At 71.3% G+C, this 15,672-nt stretch carries 13 protein-coding genes; 10 read left to right on the forward strand and 3 right to left on the reverse strand.

The window, feature by feature from the left end:
- Window position 1 precedes the first annotated feature (1 nt).
- Entirely contained in the window at window positions 2–481 is a 480-nt protein-coding gene (locus H4696_RS09100) for a GNAT family N-acetyltransferase (protein ID WP_086859077.1), read from the forward strand.
- A gap of 29 nt (window positions 482–510) precedes the next feature.
- Window positions 511–2,544 carry an MFS transporter gene (locus H4696_RS09105; protein WP_086859076.1) on the forward strand — a complete coding sequence of 678 codons (2,034 nt, stop codon included), beginning with the start codon at window positions 511–513 and terminating at the stop codon, window positions 2,542–2,544.
- A 64-nt stretch (window positions 2,545–2,608) separates the two neighbouring features.
- Here the strand turns inward: H4696_RS09105 and H4696_RS09110 are convergent, their stop codons facing one another.
- Window positions 2,609–3,448, reverse strand: coding sequence for a PHP domain-containing protein (locus H4696_RS09110; RefSeq protein WP_086859075.1), 840 nt, complete (start codon window positions 3,446–3,448; stop codon window positions 2,609–2,611).
- Between the two features lie 40 nt (window positions 3,449–3,488).
- Between H4696_RS09110 and ligD the strand changes: the two genes are divergently transcribed.
- Complete coding sequence (ligD, locus tag H4696_RS09115) at window positions 3,489–4,439, forward strand: non-homologous end-joining DNA ligase (protein WP_086859074.1); 951 nt, start codon at window positions 3,489–3,491, stop codon at window positions 4,437–4,439.
- A gap of 44 nt (window positions 4,440–4,483) precedes the next feature.
- Complete coding sequence (locus tag H4696_RS09120) at window positions 4,484–4,894, forward strand: response regulator (protein ID WP_192782188.1); 411 nt, start codon at window positions 4,484–4,486, stop codon at window positions 4,892–4,894.
- On the opposite strand, the gene H4696_RS09125 is transcribed toward H4696_RS09120, so the two are convergent.
- Entirely contained in the window at window positions 4,825–6,021 is a 1,197-nt protein-coding gene (locus H4696_RS09125; RefSeq protein ID WP_086859072.1) for a thiolase family protein, read from the reverse strand. The genes H4696_RS09120 and H4696_RS09125 overlap by 70 nt on opposite strands.
- A gap of 248 nt (window positions 6,022–6,269) precedes the next feature.
- Here H4696_RS09125 and H4696_RS09130 point away from each other — a divergent pair, with 248 nt between their 5' ends.
- The 6 genes from H4696_RS09130 to H4696_RS09155 all read left to right on the forward strand — a co-directional run bounded on the left by H4696_RS09130 (window position 6,270) and on the right by H4696_RS09155 (window position 15,475).
- Window positions 6,270–6,710 carry a winged helix-turn-helix transcriptional regulator gene (locus H4696_RS09130; protein WP_086859071.1) on the forward strand — a complete coding sequence of 147 codons (441 nt, stop codon included), beginning with the start codon at window positions 6,270–6,272 and terminating at the stop codon, window positions 6,708–6,710.
- A gap of 269 nt (window positions 6,711–6,979) precedes the next feature.
- Window positions 6,980–10,561 carry a discoidin domain-containing protein gene (locus H4696_RS09135; protein ID WP_192782189.1) on the forward strand — a complete coding sequence of 1,194 codons (3,582 nt, stop codon included), beginning with the start codon at window positions 6,980–6,982 and terminating at the stop codon, window positions 10,559–10,561.
- Window positions 10,562–10,625: 64 nt separating this feature from the next.
- The gene (locus H4696_RS09140) at window positions 10,626–11,393 is read left to right on the forward strand and encodes an SDR family oxidoreductase (protein WP_225955633.1); all 768 of its coding nucleotides are present in this window, start codon (window positions 10,626–10,628) and stop codon (window positions 11,391–11,393) included.
- Window positions 11,394–11,482: 89 nt separating this feature from the next.
- Window positions 11,483–13,783, forward strand: coding sequence for a glycosyl hydrolase family 95 catalytic domain-containing protein (locus H4696_RS09145; RefSeq protein WP_086864940.1), 2,301 nt, complete (start codon window positions 11,483–11,485; stop codon window positions 13,781–13,783).
- A gap of 73 nt (window positions 13,784–13,856) precedes the next feature.
- The gene (locus tag H4696_RS09150; protein ID WP_086864941.1) at window positions 13,857–14,627 is read left to right on the forward strand and encodes an alpha/beta fold hydrolase; all 771 of its coding nucleotides are present in this window, start codon (window positions 13,857–13,859) and stop codon (window positions 14,625–14,627) included.
- Window positions 14,624–15,475: a LysR family transcriptional regulator gene (locus tag H4696_RS09155; RefSeq protein ID WP_086864942.1), complete on the forward strand. Its 852-nt coding sequence runs from the start codon at window positions 14,624–14,626 to the stop codon at window positions 15,473–15,475. Before H4696_RS09150 ends, H4696_RS09155 begins: the two co-directional genes overlap by 4 nt.
- 4 nt (window positions 15,476–15,479) lie before the next feature.
- Here H4696_RS09155 and H4696_RS09160 read toward each other — a convergent pair whose 3' ends face one another.
- Window positions 15,480–15,647, reverse strand: a complete 168-nt coding sequence (locus H4696_RS09160; RefSeq protein ID WP_169735198.1) for a hypothetical protein — start codon at window positions 15,645–15,647, stop codon at window positions 15,480–15,482.
- Window positions 15,648–15,672: the final 25 nt, after the last annotated feature.

A 15,672-nucleotide genomic window follows, 5' to 3' on the forward strand; every position in this document is an offset into this window, starting at 1 on the left:
GATGACTGTTTCCGTGTGCGCTCCGAGTGACGTCCCGGCCCTCGTGGCCTCGGCCGCGGCGCTGTTCGCCGAGGACGGCGGCCGCCGCGATCCGTTCATGGACACCGGCTGGCCCGCCCGCGAAGGCGAGGCCTACTACGCCGGCCTCGTCGAAGACCCGGCGTGCCTGTGCCTGCTGGCGGCCGGCGGGCACCTGATCGGGCGGCTGCGGCCGCCGAACCCGCTGCGGCCCGCCGCGGTGAGCGCGGTGCTGGAGAGCATCCGGGTCGGCCCGGAGCACCGCCGGTCCGGCGCCGGTGCCGAGCTAGTCGCGGCTTTCCTGGACTGGGCAAGGGAGAACGGCGCGAACGACGTCACCGTCACGGCTTACGCGGCCAATCACGGTGCGCTGGAGTTCTACCGCGCGCAGGGCTTCGAGCCCTTCGAAGTGGTGCTGCGTCACCGGAACGAGTGGCTATCCACAGTGGACCCGGCGCACTAGCCTCGGAGGCCGAGCGAGGAGGGCGCGAGATGACGGCCACCGCGGAGGTCGCCCACGAGCCGGGGCCCGTGCCGCTGAGCAAGGGGCGTGTGAACGCCGTCTTCGGCGCCGTGCTCCTCGGGATGCTGCTGGCCGCGCTGGACCAGACCATCGTCGGGACCGCGCTGCCCACGATCGTCGGCGACCTCGGCGGTGCCGGGCACCTGTCCTGGGTCGTCACGTCCTACCTGCTCGCCGAAACTATCATGACCGTCGTCGTCGGCAAGCTCGGCGACCTCTTCGGCCGCAAGCTGATGTTCCAGCTGTCCGTGGTCGTGTTCGGCATCGGCTCGTTCTTCGCCGGGTTCGCCGACAGCATGGTGTGGCTGATCGTCTGGCGCGCGGTGCAGGGTCTCGGCGGCGGCGGGCTGATGGTCACCTCGACCGCGCTCATCGCCGACGTCGTCCCGCTGCGCGAGCGCGGCAAGTACCAGGGCGTGCTCGGCTCGGTCTTCGGCGTGGTGACCGTCGCGGGCCCGATGCTCGGCGGCTTCTTCGTCGACCACCTGTCCTGGCGCTGGGCGTTCTACGTCAACATCCCGCTGGTCGTCGTGGTGCTGGTCGTGGCGTCCTCGGCGATGCCGAACGCCCGCGCCGCGGTCAAGCCGGTCATCGACTACCTCGGCATCCTGCTCATCGGCCTGGCCGCGACCGGCCTGACGCTGGTCACGAGCTGGGGCGGCACGCAGTACGCGTGGACCTCGCCGACGATCATCGGGATGGCGATCGGCTCGGTGGTGCTGCTGGCCGCGTTCGTCTTCGCCGAACTGCGGGCGAAGGAACCGATGCTGCCGATGCGGTTGTTCCGCAACCCGGTCTTCACCGTCGGCGGGATCATGAGCTTCGTCGTCGGTTTCGCGATGCTCGGCGCGCTGTCGTACCTGCCGACGTACATGCAGTACGTCCAGGGGACGTCCGCCACGTCGTCCGGGGTCCGGCTGCTGCCGATGGTGCTGGCGCTGCTCGTCGCGTCGATCGCCGCCGGCAACGCGGTCAGCAGGACCGGGCGCTACAAGATCTTCCCGCTGGTCGGCGCAGCCGGCATGACCATCGGGCTGTACCTGCTGTCGCGGCTCGACGCCGACACCGGCTTCTGGGAGGCGTCGGCGTACATGGCGGTGCTCGGTCTCGGCATCGGGCTGGGCATGCAGGTGCTGACCATCGCCGTGCAGAACACCGTCGACTACGCCGACCTCGGCGTGGCCACCTCGGGCGTGACGTTCCTGCGCTCGATCGGCAGTTCGTTCGGCGCGGCGATCTTCGGCACGGTGTACGCCAACCAGCTGACGCCGAACCTGGCCGCGGCGTTGGCCTCGTTGCCCCCGGGCGTCGACCCGCGGGCGCTGCAGGTGCCCACGGCCTTGCACGCGCTGCCGGACGCGGTGTCCGCACCGGTGATCAAGGCGTACAGCGACTCGTTGCACGTGGTGTTCCTGGCCGCGGCGCCGGTCGGCCTCGTCGCGTTCGCGCTGGCGTTCTTCCTCAAGGAGGTCCCGCTGCGCGACACCGCCCGCGCGGCCGCCCCGGACCTCGGCGACGGCTTCGCGATGCCGGAGGCCCGCACGGACGACCGCGAGCTGGAACGTGCGGTCGCGACGCTGTTCTTCCGCGAGCGCCGCAAGGTGGCCCCGGCGATCGTCGAGCGGGCCGGCAGCGACCTCGACGAAGGCGGCATCTGGTGCCTCCTGCAGGTCCACCTGCGCGAACGCCGCGGCGAGCCGGCGACGCTCAAGGCGATCGGCGAGCACTTCGGCGTCCCGGCGCCGGTGCTCGAACCGGCGTTCAACCGCCTGGAACTGACCGGCCACCTGCGCTACACGCGCGACGGCTGGGAGCTGACCCCGGCGGGCCGCACGGAGTTCGCGAAGGTGGTCGGCGCCTGGCACGACTGGCTGGCCGACCGCCTCGGCGACTGGGGCACCGGCGACCGGGCCGAGCTGGACGAGGCGATCGGCCGCGTGGCGGCCCGCCTGCTCGACCAGAGCGCCGAGTCCCGGGCGTACGGCCGGCACGCGCTGGCCTGATAAGCGTCACTTTCACGTGAAAGCGACCACCTGGGCGCGTAGCTTTCACGTGAAAGTGACGGGTTCAGCGGCGCCAGAAGTCGTGCGGGGTGCGGCCCGGCCGGAAGCCGCACGCTTCGACGAGCGCGGCGGCCTCGGCGAACCCCTTGCCGACCAGGCCGGGTGCGTGGGCGTCGCTGCCGAAGGCCACGGCTTCGCCGCCGTCCTGGAACCACCAGCGCACGACCTCGCCCGGCAGCGGCACCTGCGTGTTGACCTCCAGGGCCCGCCCGCTCGCCTTCAGTGCCCCCAGCACCGTGCGGAACTCCTCCTCGAACTCCGCCACCTCGAACGGCGGGCCCTCGGCGGGCCACGACCGGAGTGCGTAGTCGATGTGGGCGAGCACCGCGAAGTCCGCCGTCGACTCGACCAGGCCGAGCACCTCCGCCAGGTACGCGCGCAGGATCTCGCCGGGCGGACGGCCGGAGACCACGCTCAGCTCGTGGTAGTGCCCGTTGTCGCCGGGCAGGGAGTGCACCGAGCCGAGCACCCGGTCGAAACCGTGGGCCGCGAGCAGCGCGTCGGCGCGTTCGCGGTGCCAGTGCGGCTCGCTCAGCTCGACGCCGGAGAGGATCCGCAGCGCGGGGAACCGCTCGCGGCACTCCGCGACGCACGCCAGGTAGCCCTCGACGTCGAGGTCCGGCGGCTCGAGGACGCCGTCCGGGCGCAGCCGCACCCGGAAGTGGTCCGGCAGCAGCGGGCGGACCGGCTCGGGGATCAGCCACGGCGTCAGGTCCGCGTGCTCGGTGAACGCCACCGACGGCAGCCCCAGTTCGAGTGCCCGCTCGCAGGACCCGAGCATCGACCCGGTGACCGTGTCCCAGGACCATTCGGTGTGCACGTGACCGTCCGGCGGCAGGCTCATGAACCCACGTTAGCGGCGGACTTGGGCTACCTTCGGGACCATGGCGCAGAAGTCGGCGGCGGTGGAGCTCGAAGTCGGGCACCGGACCGTGCGGATCTCCAACCCGGACCGGGTCTACTTCCCGGCCCGCGGCGAGACGAAGCTCGACCTGGTCAACTACTACCTCTCGGTGGGCGACGGCATCGTCAACGCGCTGCGCGAGCGGCCGTGCATGCTGCACCGGTTCCCGTCCGGCGTGGCGGGGGAGAAGGTGCACCAGAAGCGCGTGCCTAACGGCGCGCCGCCGTGGCTGGAAACCGTCCGGGTCACGTTCCCGCGCTACAACCGGCACGCCGACGAACTGTGCGTCACCGAGCTGGCGCACGTCGCCTGGGCGGTGCAGATGTCCACAGTGGAGTTCCACCCGTGGAACTCGCGGCGCGCCGACACCGAGAAGCCGGACGAGTGGCGCATCGACCTCGACCCGATGCCCGACTGCGGCTTCGACCGCGTCCGCCGGGTCGCCCACGTCGCGCACGAGGTCCTCGACGAGCTCGGCGCGGTCGGCTGGCCGAAGACCTCCGGAGGCCGCGGCCTGCACGTCTACGTCCGGATCGAACCCCGCTGGGGCTTCACCGACGTCCGCCGGGCGGCGCTCGCCTTCGCCCGTGAGGTCGAGCGGCGCGCACCTGACGACGTCACCACGACCTGGTGGCGCAAGGACCGCGACCCGCGGACGCTGTTCGTCGACTACAACCAGAACGCCCGCGACCACACGATCGCCAGCGCGTATTCGGTGCGCGGCAACCCCGAAGGCACGGTGTCGACGCCGATCCGCTGGGACGAGATCGACGACGTCGAGCCGGGCGACTGCACGATCGCGACCGTCCCGGCCCGCTTCGCCGAACTGGGCGACCTCCACGCGGACATCGACAAGGCCGTCTTCTCGCTGGAACCGCTGCTGGAGTGGGCCGACCGCGACGGCGTGGAGGAACCACCCGACCCGGACTGACGTATTTTCCGGGCGGGTCCGCGGCTCTGCCCGGGGTGAAGGTCGTGCTGTCGGGTGTGGACGCGGGCGCGTGGAGCCTGCTCGCGTTGCAGGTGGTCCTCGAACGCGAAGGCCACGAGGTGCTCGTGGCGGCCGAGGTGCTGCGGACGTGCCGCCGCGCGCGGCCGGACTGCCTGGTGCTGTCCACTGTGCTCGGCGGTTCGGGTGCGGACGTGCTCCGCCGCGTGCGCGCCGACCCCGGGCTGCGCGGGCTGCCCGTGGTGCTCGGCGGCCGCGTGCGGAACACGCGCGCGGAACTGCTCGCCCTCGGCTACGACGAGGTGTTCCCGGTCGCCGCCGCGGATCCCGGGAGAGCCGTGGCGGCGCTGCGGGCGTACCTGGCGCGTCAGTCCAGGCGTTCGACGATGGTCGCGTTGGCGAGGCCGCCCGCCTCGCACATCGTCTGCAGGCCGTAGCGGCCACCGGTCTGCTCCAGCACCGACAGCAGCGTCGTCATCAGCCGGGCGCCGCTGCCGCCGAGCGGGTGCCCGATCGCGATGGCGCCGCCGTGGACGTTGACCTTCGCCGGGTCCGCGCCGATCTCGTGCTGCCAGGCCAGCACGACGCTCGCGAACGCCTCGTTGACCTCGAACGCGTCGATGTCGGCCACGCTCAGCCCGGCCCGGTCGAGCACCTTGCGGGTGGCCGGGATGATGCCGGTCAGCATGAGGAGCGGGTCGTCACCGGTGACGGCGAAGCTGTGGAGCCGGGCGCGTGGCCGCAGCCCGAGCGCCTTCGCCGTTTCGGAGCTGGTGATCATCAGTGCGGCGGCCCCGTCGTTGATCGGCGAGGAGTTGCCCGCGGTGACGTGCCAGCCGAGCTGCGGGAACCGCTGCTCCCAGACGTCGGCGCGGAAGGCGGGCTTGAGCCCGGCGAGGATCTCCGGCGTGGTGCCCGACCGCACGGTCTCGTCGGTCGTGACGTCGACGAGCACACCGTCGGGCCCGGGCGCCTTGAGCGGCGCGACCTCGCCGGCGAACTTCCCGTCCGCCCACGCCTTCGCGGCCCGCTGGTGACTCCCGGCGGAGAACTCGTCCAGCTGCGCCCGGCTGAAGCCCCACTTCGCGGCGATGAGCTCCGCGCTGATGCCCTGCGGCACCAGCCCGTCGGGATAGCGCGCGGCGACCTGCGGACCGAACGGGTCCCGCCCGGCGACCTGGCTGCCCATCGGCACCCGGCTCATCGACTCGACACCGGAGGCGATCACGACGTCGTACGCGCCGGCGATGACCCCCTGCGCGGCGAAGTGAACGGCCTGCTGGCTGCTCCCGCACTGCCGGTCCACGGTCACGGCGGGCACCGACTCCGGCAGCCCCGCGGCGAGCGCGGCCCACCGTGCCGTGTTCATGCTCTGCTCGCCGATCTGCCCGACGGCGCCGCTGATGACGTCGTCGACCCGGGCCGGGTCGATGCCGGTGCGCTGGACGAGCTCGCGCAAGACGTGGGCATGCAGGTCGACCGGGTGCACCCCGGCGAGCGTTCCGTTCGGCTTGCCCTTGCCGATGGGGGTCCGTACCGCGTCGACGATCACCGCGTCCGTCATGGCGTCTGCCTCCTCGCAGATCGGGGATGTGTTCGGTATACGTCGGGTGGGTTGGATTACACAACTCAGCTGTTCGCGAGGTCACATGGGGTGGTTGTTTGGTGGCGGGGTCGCGAATGACTCATTGGGGACGCTGGTGGTCGCGAATGACTCATTCGCGACCTCTGGTCGACCCGCCTCACTGGGCGACCCCCGCCACGCCACACGACCAAAGTGCTAGGTTGGATTTTCAACCCGATGGAGGTGGCATGGTCCGGCGTGGTCGCGAGTGCTCGGTCGCGGAGGCCCTCGAGGTCGTCGGCGAACGGTGGAGCCTCCTGGCGTTGCGCGAGATCATGCTCGGGAACCGGCGGTTCAACCAGATCGCCGAGAACACCGGCGCGAGCCGGGACATCCTCGCGGCTCGGCTGCTCAAGCTCGTCGAGGCGGGCGTGCTCGAGAAGGTCCAATACGAGGCTCACCCGCCGCGGCATGAGTACTACCCCACCGAAGCCGGGAGGGCGCTGCAGCCGATTCTGCTCGGGCTGATGGCCTGGGGTGACAAGTACGTCCACCAGGGCGAACCGCCCACCCTCTGGCGTCACGCCTGCGGTGAAGAGCTGCTGGCGGTCACCGTCTGCGCCCACTGCGGGGAGCCGGCCAACGCGCCGGGCACCCACGCCATCCGGCTGGGGGCCGTGCGCTCGTAAGTCAGCAAAAAGGCCTCCTCGCATCCCTCGCGAGGAGGCCTTTTTGCTGCCCGGGCGTTGACTTGAGACCCCCGTCACGGTAACTCTTGAACGAATCAGTGCAAGAACCTGACAACAGCACGAGAAATCGGAGCAGTCGTCAGGAAGGCCTCGACGAAGAGGTGCACATGACGTGCTGCCGTGCGCCGCCGGACTCCGTCCGCGCGTGCCCGTTCCCTGGTTGTGCCGTCCCGACGCGTCTCCCCTCCTCCCCGGATCCGAGGAACCCCATGAGAACGAAGCGACTCCTGTCGCGCGCGGCGACCTACGCCGCCCTGTCCCTCCTCCTCGCCGCACCCGCCGTGGCCGCGAGCGGCGCCACGGCCGCCACTCAAGCCGTCCAGCCGGCCGCGCAGGCGGCCGCCGCGACCTACACCGCGAGCAGCCAGCTCGCCGGCTACCCCGTCTCGAACGTCGGCGACGGCAACCAGGCCTCCTACTGGGAGAGCACCAACAACCAGTTCCCGCAGTGGGTCCAGGCCGACCTCGGCACGGCCACGAACATCGCGCAACTGGTGCTCAAGCTGCCGTCGAACTGGGAAACCCGTACAGAGACCCTCAGCGTGCAAGGCAGCACCGACGGCTCCGGGTTCAGCGACCTCAAACCCTCCGCCGGCTACCGGTTCGACCCCGCCACCGGCAACACCGTCACCGTCGACGTCACGGCGACCACCCGGTACGTCCGGCTGAACGTCACCGCCAACACCGGCTGGCCCGCCGCGCAGCTGTCCGAGTTCGAGGTGCACGGCCCGGCCGGCGGGGACACGCAGCCGCCGTCCGCGCCCGGCAACCTCGCCTACACGCAGCCCGCGAGCGGGCAGATCCGGCTCACCTGGTCGGCCTCGACCGACAACACCGGCGTCGCCGGCTACGACGTCTACGCCAACAACCAGCTGCGCGGCAGCGTCGCCGGGAACGCCCTGACCTACACCGACACCCAGCCCGACGGCACCACCGTCTCGTACTACGTCCGTGCCAAGGACGCCGCGGGCAACCAGTCGGGCAACAGCAACACGGTCACCCGCACCGGCACCCAGGCCGGGACGAACCTCGCGGTGGGCAAGCCGATCACGGCGTCGTCGACGGAGTTCACCTTCGTCGCGGCGAACGCCAACGACAACTCGACCAGCACGTACTGGGAGGGCGGCGGCGGGACCTACCCGAACCTGCTGACCGTCGCGCTCGGCTCGAACGCCGACCTCGACCAGGTCGTTGTCAAGCTCAACCCGGACCCGGCCTGGGGCCCGCGCACGCAGACGATCGCCGTCGAAGGCCGTGAGCAGAGTGCGACCGCGTTCACCACGCTGGCCGCCGCGCAGACTTACGGCTTCGACCCGGCCACCGGCAACACCGTCACCATCCCGCTCAGCGGCCGGGCCGCCGACGTCCGCCTGCGCGTCACCGCGAACTCCGGCGCCGGCGGCGGGCAGGCCGCGGAGTTCCAGGTCTTCGGTGTCCCCGCGCCGAACCCGGACCTGACGGTCTCCGGCGTGTCCTGGTCGCCGCAGAACCCCGTCGAAACCGACGCGATCACCGCGTCGGCGACCGTCCGCAACGCCGGGACGGCCGCTTCGGGCGCGACGAACGTCAACCTCTACCTGGGCACCACCAAGGTCGGTACCGCCAACGTCGGCGCGCTCGCGGCCGGGGCTTCGGCGACGGTGTCGGCGAACATCGGCACCCGGGACGCGGGCAGCTACCAGCTGACCGCGAAGGTCGACGAGGCCAACGCCGTCATCGAGCAGAACGAGGCCAACAACTCCTACACGAGCTCGACGGCCCTGGTCGTCAGCCCGGTGCAGAGCTCCGACCTCGTCGCGGCCACGGCGTGGTCGCCGAACAACCCGTCCGCGGGCAACACCGTCACCTTCAGCACGACCCTGCGCAACCAGGGAACCGTGGCGAGCGCGGGCGGCGCCCACGGCGTCACGGTGACGATCACGGACCAGAACGGCACCGTGGTGAAGACGCTCACCGGCAGCTACACCGGCGCGATCGCCGCCGGGGCCACCGCGAGCCCGGTCGCCGTCGGCACCTGGACCGCCGCCAACGGCCGGTACACGGTGAAGACCGTCGTCGCGAACGACGCCAACGAGCTGCCGGTCAAGCAGGCGAACAACACCAGCACGCAGTCGTTGTTCGCCGGCCGGGGCGCGAACATGCCCTACGACATGTACGAGGCCGAGGACGGCGTCGTCGCGGGCGGCGCGTCCGTCGTGGGCCCGAACCGGACCATCGGCGACCTCGCGGGCGAGGCGTCGGGCCGCAAGGCCGTCACGCTGAACTCGACCGGCGCATCGGTGGAGTTCACCACCCGCGCCTCCACCAACACCCTCGTCACGCGGTTCTCCATCCCGGACTCGGCGGGCGGCGGCGGGCAGAACTCGACGCTGAACGTCTACGTCGACGGCACGTTCCTCAAGGCCATCGACCTGACCTCGCACTACGCGTGGCTCTACGGCGCCGAAACCGGCCCGGGCAACTCGCCGGGTGCCGGGCCGCGCCACATCTACGACGAGGCCAGCATGATGCTCGGCACCACCGTGCCCGCCGGGCACCGGATCAAGCTGCAGAAGGACGCGGCCAACAGCACGAACTACGCGATCGACTTCGTGAACTTCGAGCAGGCCACCGCGGTCGCGAACCCGGACCCGGCGCACTTCGCGGTACCCGCCGGGTTCACGCAGCAGGACGTGCAGAACACGCTGGACAAGGTCCGCCAGGACTCGACGCTCACCGGCGTCTACCTGCCGGCGGGGAGTTACACGCTGTCGAGCAAGCTGAACGTCTACGGAAAGGCCGTCACGGTCACCGGCGCCGGGCCGTGGTTCACGAAGTTCTCCGCGCCTTCGGGCCAGGAGAACACCGACATAGGCATCGACGTGCAGGCGAGCGCGAACGGCTCGACGTTCAGCGGGTTCGCGGTGTTCGGCAACTACACCTCCCGCATCGACGGCCCCGGCAAGGTGTTCAACCTGACCAACGTCGCCAACCTGACGATCGACGACATCTGGGTGGAGCACCAGGTGGTCATGGTCTGGGGCACCAACGTGGACAACACCACGATCAAGAACTCCCGGATCCGCGACACCTTCGCCGACGGCGTCAACCTCACGAACGGGAGCACCGGCAACCACGTCACCAACATCGAAGCCCGGTCCACCGGCGACGACAGCTTCGCGCTGTTCGCCGCCACGGACCTCAACCCGGGCAACCAGTACGACAACGTGTTCGAGAACCTGACCTCGCTCACCCCGTGGCGCGCGGCCGGGCTGGCGGTCTACGGCGGGTACAACAACACCTTCCGGAACCTCTACATCGCGGACACGCTGACGTACTCGGCGATCACGATCAGCTCGCTCGACTTCGGCTACCCCTTCCTCGGGTTCGGGCCGCAGCAGACGACGGTCCAGAACGCCTCGCTCGTCCGGGACGGCGGCCACTTCTGGGGCCAGCAGACCTTCCCGGCGATCTGGCTGTTCTCCGCGTCCAAGGAGTTCCGCGGGATCCGGGTGTCCGATGTGGACATCCAGAGCCCGACCTACAGCGGCATCATGTTCCAGACCAAGTACAACGGCGGTCCGGAGCACCCGGTCGAGGACACCGTGCTGACGAACGTGTCGATCACCGGCGCGCACCGCAGCGGGGACGCCTTCGACGCCAAGTCCGGGATCGGCATCTGGGCCAACGAGCTGCCGGAACCGGGCCAGGGCCCGGCCGTCGGCTCGGCGACCTTCACCGGGCTGACGCTGAGCGACAACGACGAGGACATCCGCAACAAGACGACCACGTTCACCATCATCCGCAACTAGAACTGGTCGGAGTGCGCAGGTGCCCGCCGGGAAACCGTTTCCCGGCGGGCACCGCCGTGCCAGGATGACGCCGGAGGTGGTCGACGTGCGGATCCTGGTCACCGGCGGCACCGGGCAGCTCGGCTCGGCGGTCGTGGCGCGCCTGCGGGCGGCGGGGGAGGAGGTCCGCGTGCTGAGCCGCCGGGCCGGCCCCGACGTCGTCCGGGGCGACCTGCGGAGCGGGCGCGGCGTCGACAGCGCCGTGGCCGGGGTGGACGCGGTCGTCCACTGCGCCACCGACTTCCTGCACGAGACTACCCTGGCGCGGACGCTGATCGAGGCGGCACGCTGGGCCGGCGGGCCGCACCTGGTGTACGTCTCGATCGTCGGCGTCGACCGCGTGCCCCTGGGCTACTACCAGGCCAAGCACGAGACCGAGCAGCTCCTCGCCGCGTCCGGGCTGCCCTGCACGATCCAGCGCGCCACGCAGTTCCACGGCCTGGTCCGGTCCCTGCTCGCGGGCGCGACCCGGCTGCCGGTGGTGCCGGTGCCGCGGATCTCGTTCCAGCCGGTGGACGTCCGGGACGTCGCCCGCCGGCTCACCGACCTGGTCCAGGACGACCCGGTGGGCCGGGCGCCCGACTTCGGCGGCCCGGAGATCCTGACGGCGACGGAGCTGGCCCAGGCGGTCGGCGAAGCGAGCGGGCGGTTCCGGCGGATCGTGCCGCTGACGGTGCCGGGGGAGACGTTCCGCGCCTACGCCGACGGCGGACACCTGGCTCCGGAGCACCGCGACGGCGAGATCACCTTCCGCGAGTACCTGACCGGGCGCACACAGATGTATTCGGATTAATTATGAAGATTCTTGACCTCGGTTCCGGATAGGTCATATGTTTGGCGGGCTGCACGCCGGTCCCGCCTTCAACGCCGAACGGATCCGACATGTCGAACCCTCCCTCTCGTCGTACCTTCTTCAAGCTCGGTGGCGCGGTCGGCGCCGGTCTCGCCTTCAGTGGTGTTCCTGTTTTCGCTGCCAGCGCGGACGTTCTCCGTCCGGAGGTCGCCGACCTCGTGCCGGACGACCGCGCGACGACACTGTGGTACCCGGCACCCGCGGCCGAGGACAAGATCATCGAACAGGGCCTGCCGATCGGCAATGGTCGGATCGGTGCCCTCGTCGGCGGTGATCCCGCCGCAGACTTCCTGTACCTCGCCGACGCGTCGCTGTGGACCGGCGGCGCCAACGACGTCCTCGAAGACGACGGCCAGTTCCCCTACGAGCGCGAGAAGTTCGGCACGCTCGGCCTGCTGGCGAAGCTGCGGATCTCGGTGCCGGCGCACACCGGCGTCACGGACTACCGCCGCACGCTCGACCTGAGCAACGGCGTCGTCGTGATCACCTACCGGTACCAGGGCGTGCGGTACCGCCGCGAGTACTTCGCCAGTCACCCCGACGACGTCGTGGTGATCCGGCTCAGCGGCGGACCCGTCACCGGCTCGGTGTCCCTCGAGCCCACCCGCGGCGAGACCATGGCCGGCGCGGCGGCGTTCACCGGCACCTTCGGCAACGGCCTGAAGTACACGTGCACGGTGGCCGGCGGGACCACGTTCAGCGGCAGCCGGGGCGTGGTCATCGTCCTGAGCGGCGGCACGAACTACGTGCCGGACGCGGCGCGGAAGTTCCTCGACGCCTCCCTCGACCCCTTGGCGCTCGCGAAGCAGAAGGCGTCGAAGGCCCTGCGCGCCGGGGGAGGCGCGCTGCTGGCCACCCACGTCGCCGACTACCGGCGGCTCTACGACCGGATGAGCGTCGACCTCGGCCAGTCGCCGCCGGCGAAGCGGGCACTGGACACGTGGTCGCGGCTGCTGGCCCGCCACGACGACCCGGCCACCCCGGACCCGGAGCTGGAAGCGAGCTACCTGCAGTTCGGCCGCTACCTGACGATCACCGGCTCGCGCGACGGGCTGCCGATGGGCCTGCAAGGGCTGTGGCAGAACAACAACACGCCCGACTGGATGAGCGACTACCACACCGACATCAACGTCCAGATGAACTACTGGCTGGCCGACCGGGCGGCGCTGCCCGGGAGCTTCACTGCGCTGGCTGATTACTGCCTAGCGCAGCTTCCCGTGTGGACGGACAGCACGAACCGCCTGTTCAACGACCCGCGCAACAGGTTCCGGAACACCAGCGGCAAGATCGGCGGCTGGGCGGTCGCGTTCTCGACCAACATCTACGGCGGCTCCGGCTGGTGGTGGCACCCGGGCGGCAACGCCTGGCTGTGCAACTCGCTCTGGGACCACTACGCCTTCACGCAGGACAAGGCCTACCTCGCGCGGATCTACCCGCTGCTCAAGGGCGCGTGCGAGTTCTGGGAGGCGCGGCTGCTGCCGATGACGGTCGGCGGGCGCGAGGTGCTGGTCGACGACCACGACTGGTCGCCCGAGCACGGCCCGCAGGACACCCGCGGGAACACCTACTCCCAGGAGATCGTCTGGGACCTGTTCGAGCACTACCGCGAAGCCGTCGCGGTGCTCGGGCGGGACCGCGCGTACGGCGACCGGATCGCCGGGCTGCAGCGGAAGCTGTACCTGCCGGAGGTCAGCCCGACGACCGGCTGGCTCGAAGAGTGGATGTCGCCGGACAACCTCGGCGAGACCACGCACCGGCACCTGTCGCCGCTGATCGGCTTCTTCCCCGGCGACCGGATCGCGGCCGACACGGCCCCGAAGGCCTTGCTCGACGGCGTGCGCGCGCTGCTGATCGCGCGTGGCATGGACAGCTACGGCTGGGCGACCGCGTGGCGCTCGGCGTGCTGGGCCCGGCTCAAGGACGCCGATCGCGCGTATCAGCTGCTGCTCACGGTGCTGCGGCCGTCGGTGGCCAACGGCAACGGGACCGCGCCGAACTTCTTCGACATGTACAGCCAGGGCAGCTACACGATCTTCCAGATCGACGCGAACCTCGGCGCGCCGGCCGCGATGGTGGAGATGCTCGTGTACTCGCGGCCGGGTGTGCTGGAACTGCTGCCCGCACTGCCCGCGGCGTGGGCGGGCTCGGGCCGGGTGACCGGCATCGGCGCGCGCGGCGGGTTCGAGGTCGACCTCGCGTGGCGCGCCGGGAAGGTGACGGAGGCGGTGATCCGCAGCGTCGGCGGGACCCGGACCGAAGTCCGCGCCGGGACCTGGCAGCGCACGATCGGCCTGCGGCCGGGCGGGTCGGTCACGGTCCGGCCGACTTGAACCGCGCGGCCCCGCGCGAGAGGCTGCCGGGGAACCCGGACACCGGGGGACGTCGAGTAGATCCGGAGGCGCGATGACGATCATCGGCGGGCGGGAAGTGGCCTACACCGACCACGGTGGCGACGGCCCGGTGGTCGTGCTGCTGCACAGCTTCCTGATGGACGGCCGGATGTTCGCCGCGCAGCTCGCGGCGTTCGAGGGCTTCCGGTGCGTCACGGTCGACGAGCGCGGGCACGGCGGCACCCCCGCCGACGGCCCGTTCGACTACTGGGACGTCGCCCGGGACGTCCTGGGCGTGCTCGACCACCTCGGCATCGAGCGCGCGGCGGTCGTCGGGACCAGCCAGGGCGGGTTCGTCGCGCTCCGGCTGGCGCTGCTGGCCCCGGCGCGGATCAGCGCCATCGCGGTGCTGGGCACGTCGGCGGCCGCGGAGGACCCCGCCGTCGCGGCCGGCTACCGGGCGGTCCTGGACGCGTGGGTATCGAGCGGCGCCCCGGCCGACGTGCTCGACGGCGTCGCGCGGATCTGCTTCGGCGACTTCGACGCGCCGGAGTGGCAGGAGCGCTGGTCCTCGGCGCCGCATTCGCAGCTGACGCCGGCCATGAACGCGCTCGTGGACCGGGACGAGGTGCTTTCGCGGGCGGGCGAGATCTCGTGCCCGGCGCTGGTCCTGCACGGCTCGGCGGACCTCGCCTACCCGGTCGAGCGGGCGGCCGAGCTGGCGGACGCGCTGCCGGCGGCCGAGCCGCTGGTCGTCGTCGAAGGCGGCGCCCACTTCCTCAGCTTCACCCACGCCGCGGCGGTGAACCCGCACTTGCTCAAGTTCCTCGAGACGCACGCGTGACGGACGTCGATCTGCGCAAGCTGCGGTACTTCGTGGCGGTCGCCGAGGAGCTGAACTTCGGCCGCGCCGCCGCGCGGCTGCACATCGCGCAGCCGGTGCTGTCGCGGCAGATCCGCGCGCTTGAGGCGGAGCTGCGGGCACAGTTGTTCCGGCGGGACAAGCGGTCCACCGAGCTCACCGAGGCGGGCCGGCAGCTCCTGGCGGACGCGCGTCCGCTGCTGGCTTCGGCCGAAGCACTGCGCCGCCGGGTCGCGACGGCGGCCCGCGGCACGTTCACCGTGGCGTTCATGCCGGGGCTCACGGTCACCGACGCGGTCCAGGCGCTGTCGGCCCGCCACCCCGAGGTCGCGGTCGAGCTGCTGCGCACGACCTGGGAGGACCAGACCGAGGTGCTCCACGACGGCCGCGCCGACGTCAGCGTGATCCGCCTTCCGGTGGACCGGCGCGGGCTGAGCGTCCGGCCGCTGTTCACCGAGCCGCGGGTCGCGGTGGTGCGGACCGACCACCGGCTGGCGGGCAAGGAGTCGGTGCGCGTCGCCGACCTGGCCGAGGAACATCTGCTGAACGATCCGGATGCGGTCCCGGAGTGGCGCGACATCGCGGTCGAACTGCGCGACGGCACCGCCCCGCCGTGGCGGGAGTTCCGGAGCGTGGAGGAGAAGCTGGAGCACGTCGCCGCCGGGCGCGGGGTCGCGGTGGTGCCGCGCTCGACGTCGGCGTACTACACCCGGCCGGACGTCGCGCACGTGCCGGTCGAGGACCTGCCGCCGAACGAGGTGTGCCTGGCCTGGGTGGCCACCCGGCGGTCCCGGCTGATCGCCGAGTTCGCGGAGCTCATCGCCGGGTGACGCCTCAACGCTCCGCCACGACGCGGAGCCGGTCCGTCCGGGCCGGGAACAGCGCCGCCCGCAACCCCTGCCACAGCTTCGGCGGACGGCGGGGCGTCGCCACCACCGGCGCGGGACCGGCCCGGTACTCCAGCTCCACCATGGCCCAGTCGTAGATCCAGTCGCCTCGCATGGCGTTCCTTCCGTCGGACGATGGA

This window comes from Amycolatopsis lexingtonensis (assembly GCF_014873755.1).
Lineage (GTDB): Bacteria > Actinomycetota > Actinomycetes > Mycobacteriales > Pseudonocardiaceae > Amycolatopsis > Amycolatopsis lexingtonensis.

What these genes read in the sequence shown, in the direction of transcription:
- H4696_RS09145 (WP_086864940.1), top strand. Translation starts at nt 11,483, where the DNA reads ATGTCGAACCCTCCCTCTCGTCGTACCTTCTTCAAGCTCGGTGGCGCG.
- H4696_RS09140 (WP_225955633.1), top strand. Translation starts at nt 10,626, where the DNA reads ATGACGCCGGAGGTGGTCGACGTGCGGATCCTGGTCACCGGCGGCACC.
- H4696_RS09105 (WP_086859076.1), top strand. Translation starts at nt 511, where the DNA reads ATGACGGCCACCGCGGAGGTCGCCCACGAGCCGGGGCCCGTGCCGCTG.
- H4696_RS09135 (WP_192782189.1), top strand. Translation starts at nt 6,980, where the DNA reads ATGAGAACGAAGCGACTCCTGTCGCGCGCGGCGACCTACGCCGCCCTG.
- ligD (WP_086859074.1), top strand. Translation starts at nt 3,489, where the DNA reads ATGGCGCAGAAGTCGGCGGCGGTGGAGCTCGAAGTCGGGCACCGGACC.
- H4696_RS09125 (WP_086859072.1), bottom strand. Translation starts at nt 6,021, where the DNA reads ATGACGGACGCGGTGATCGTCGACGCGGTACGGACCCCCATCGGCAAG.
- H4696_RS09100 (WP_086859077.1), top strand. Translation starts at nt 2, where the DNA reads ATGACTGTTTCCGTGTGCGCTCCGAGTGACGTCCCGGCCCTCGTGGCC.
- H4696_RS09130 (WP_086859071.1), top strand. Translation starts at nt 6,270, where the DNA reads ATGGTCCGGCGTGGTCGCGAGTGCTCGGTCGCGGAGGCCCTCGAGGTC.
- H4696_RS09160 (WP_169735198.1), bottom strand. Translation starts at nt 15,647, where the DNA reads ATGCGAGGCGACTGGATCTACGACTGGGCCATGGTGGAGCTGGAGTAC.
- H4696_RS09110 (WP_086859075.1), bottom strand. Translation starts at nt 3,448, where the DNA reads ATGAGCCTGCCGCCGGACGGTCACGTGCACACCGAATGGTCCTGGGAC.
- H4696_RS09150 (WP_086864941.1), top strand. Translation starts at nt 13,857, where the DNA reads ATGACGATCATCGGCGGGCGGGAAGTGGCCTACACCGACCACGGTGGC.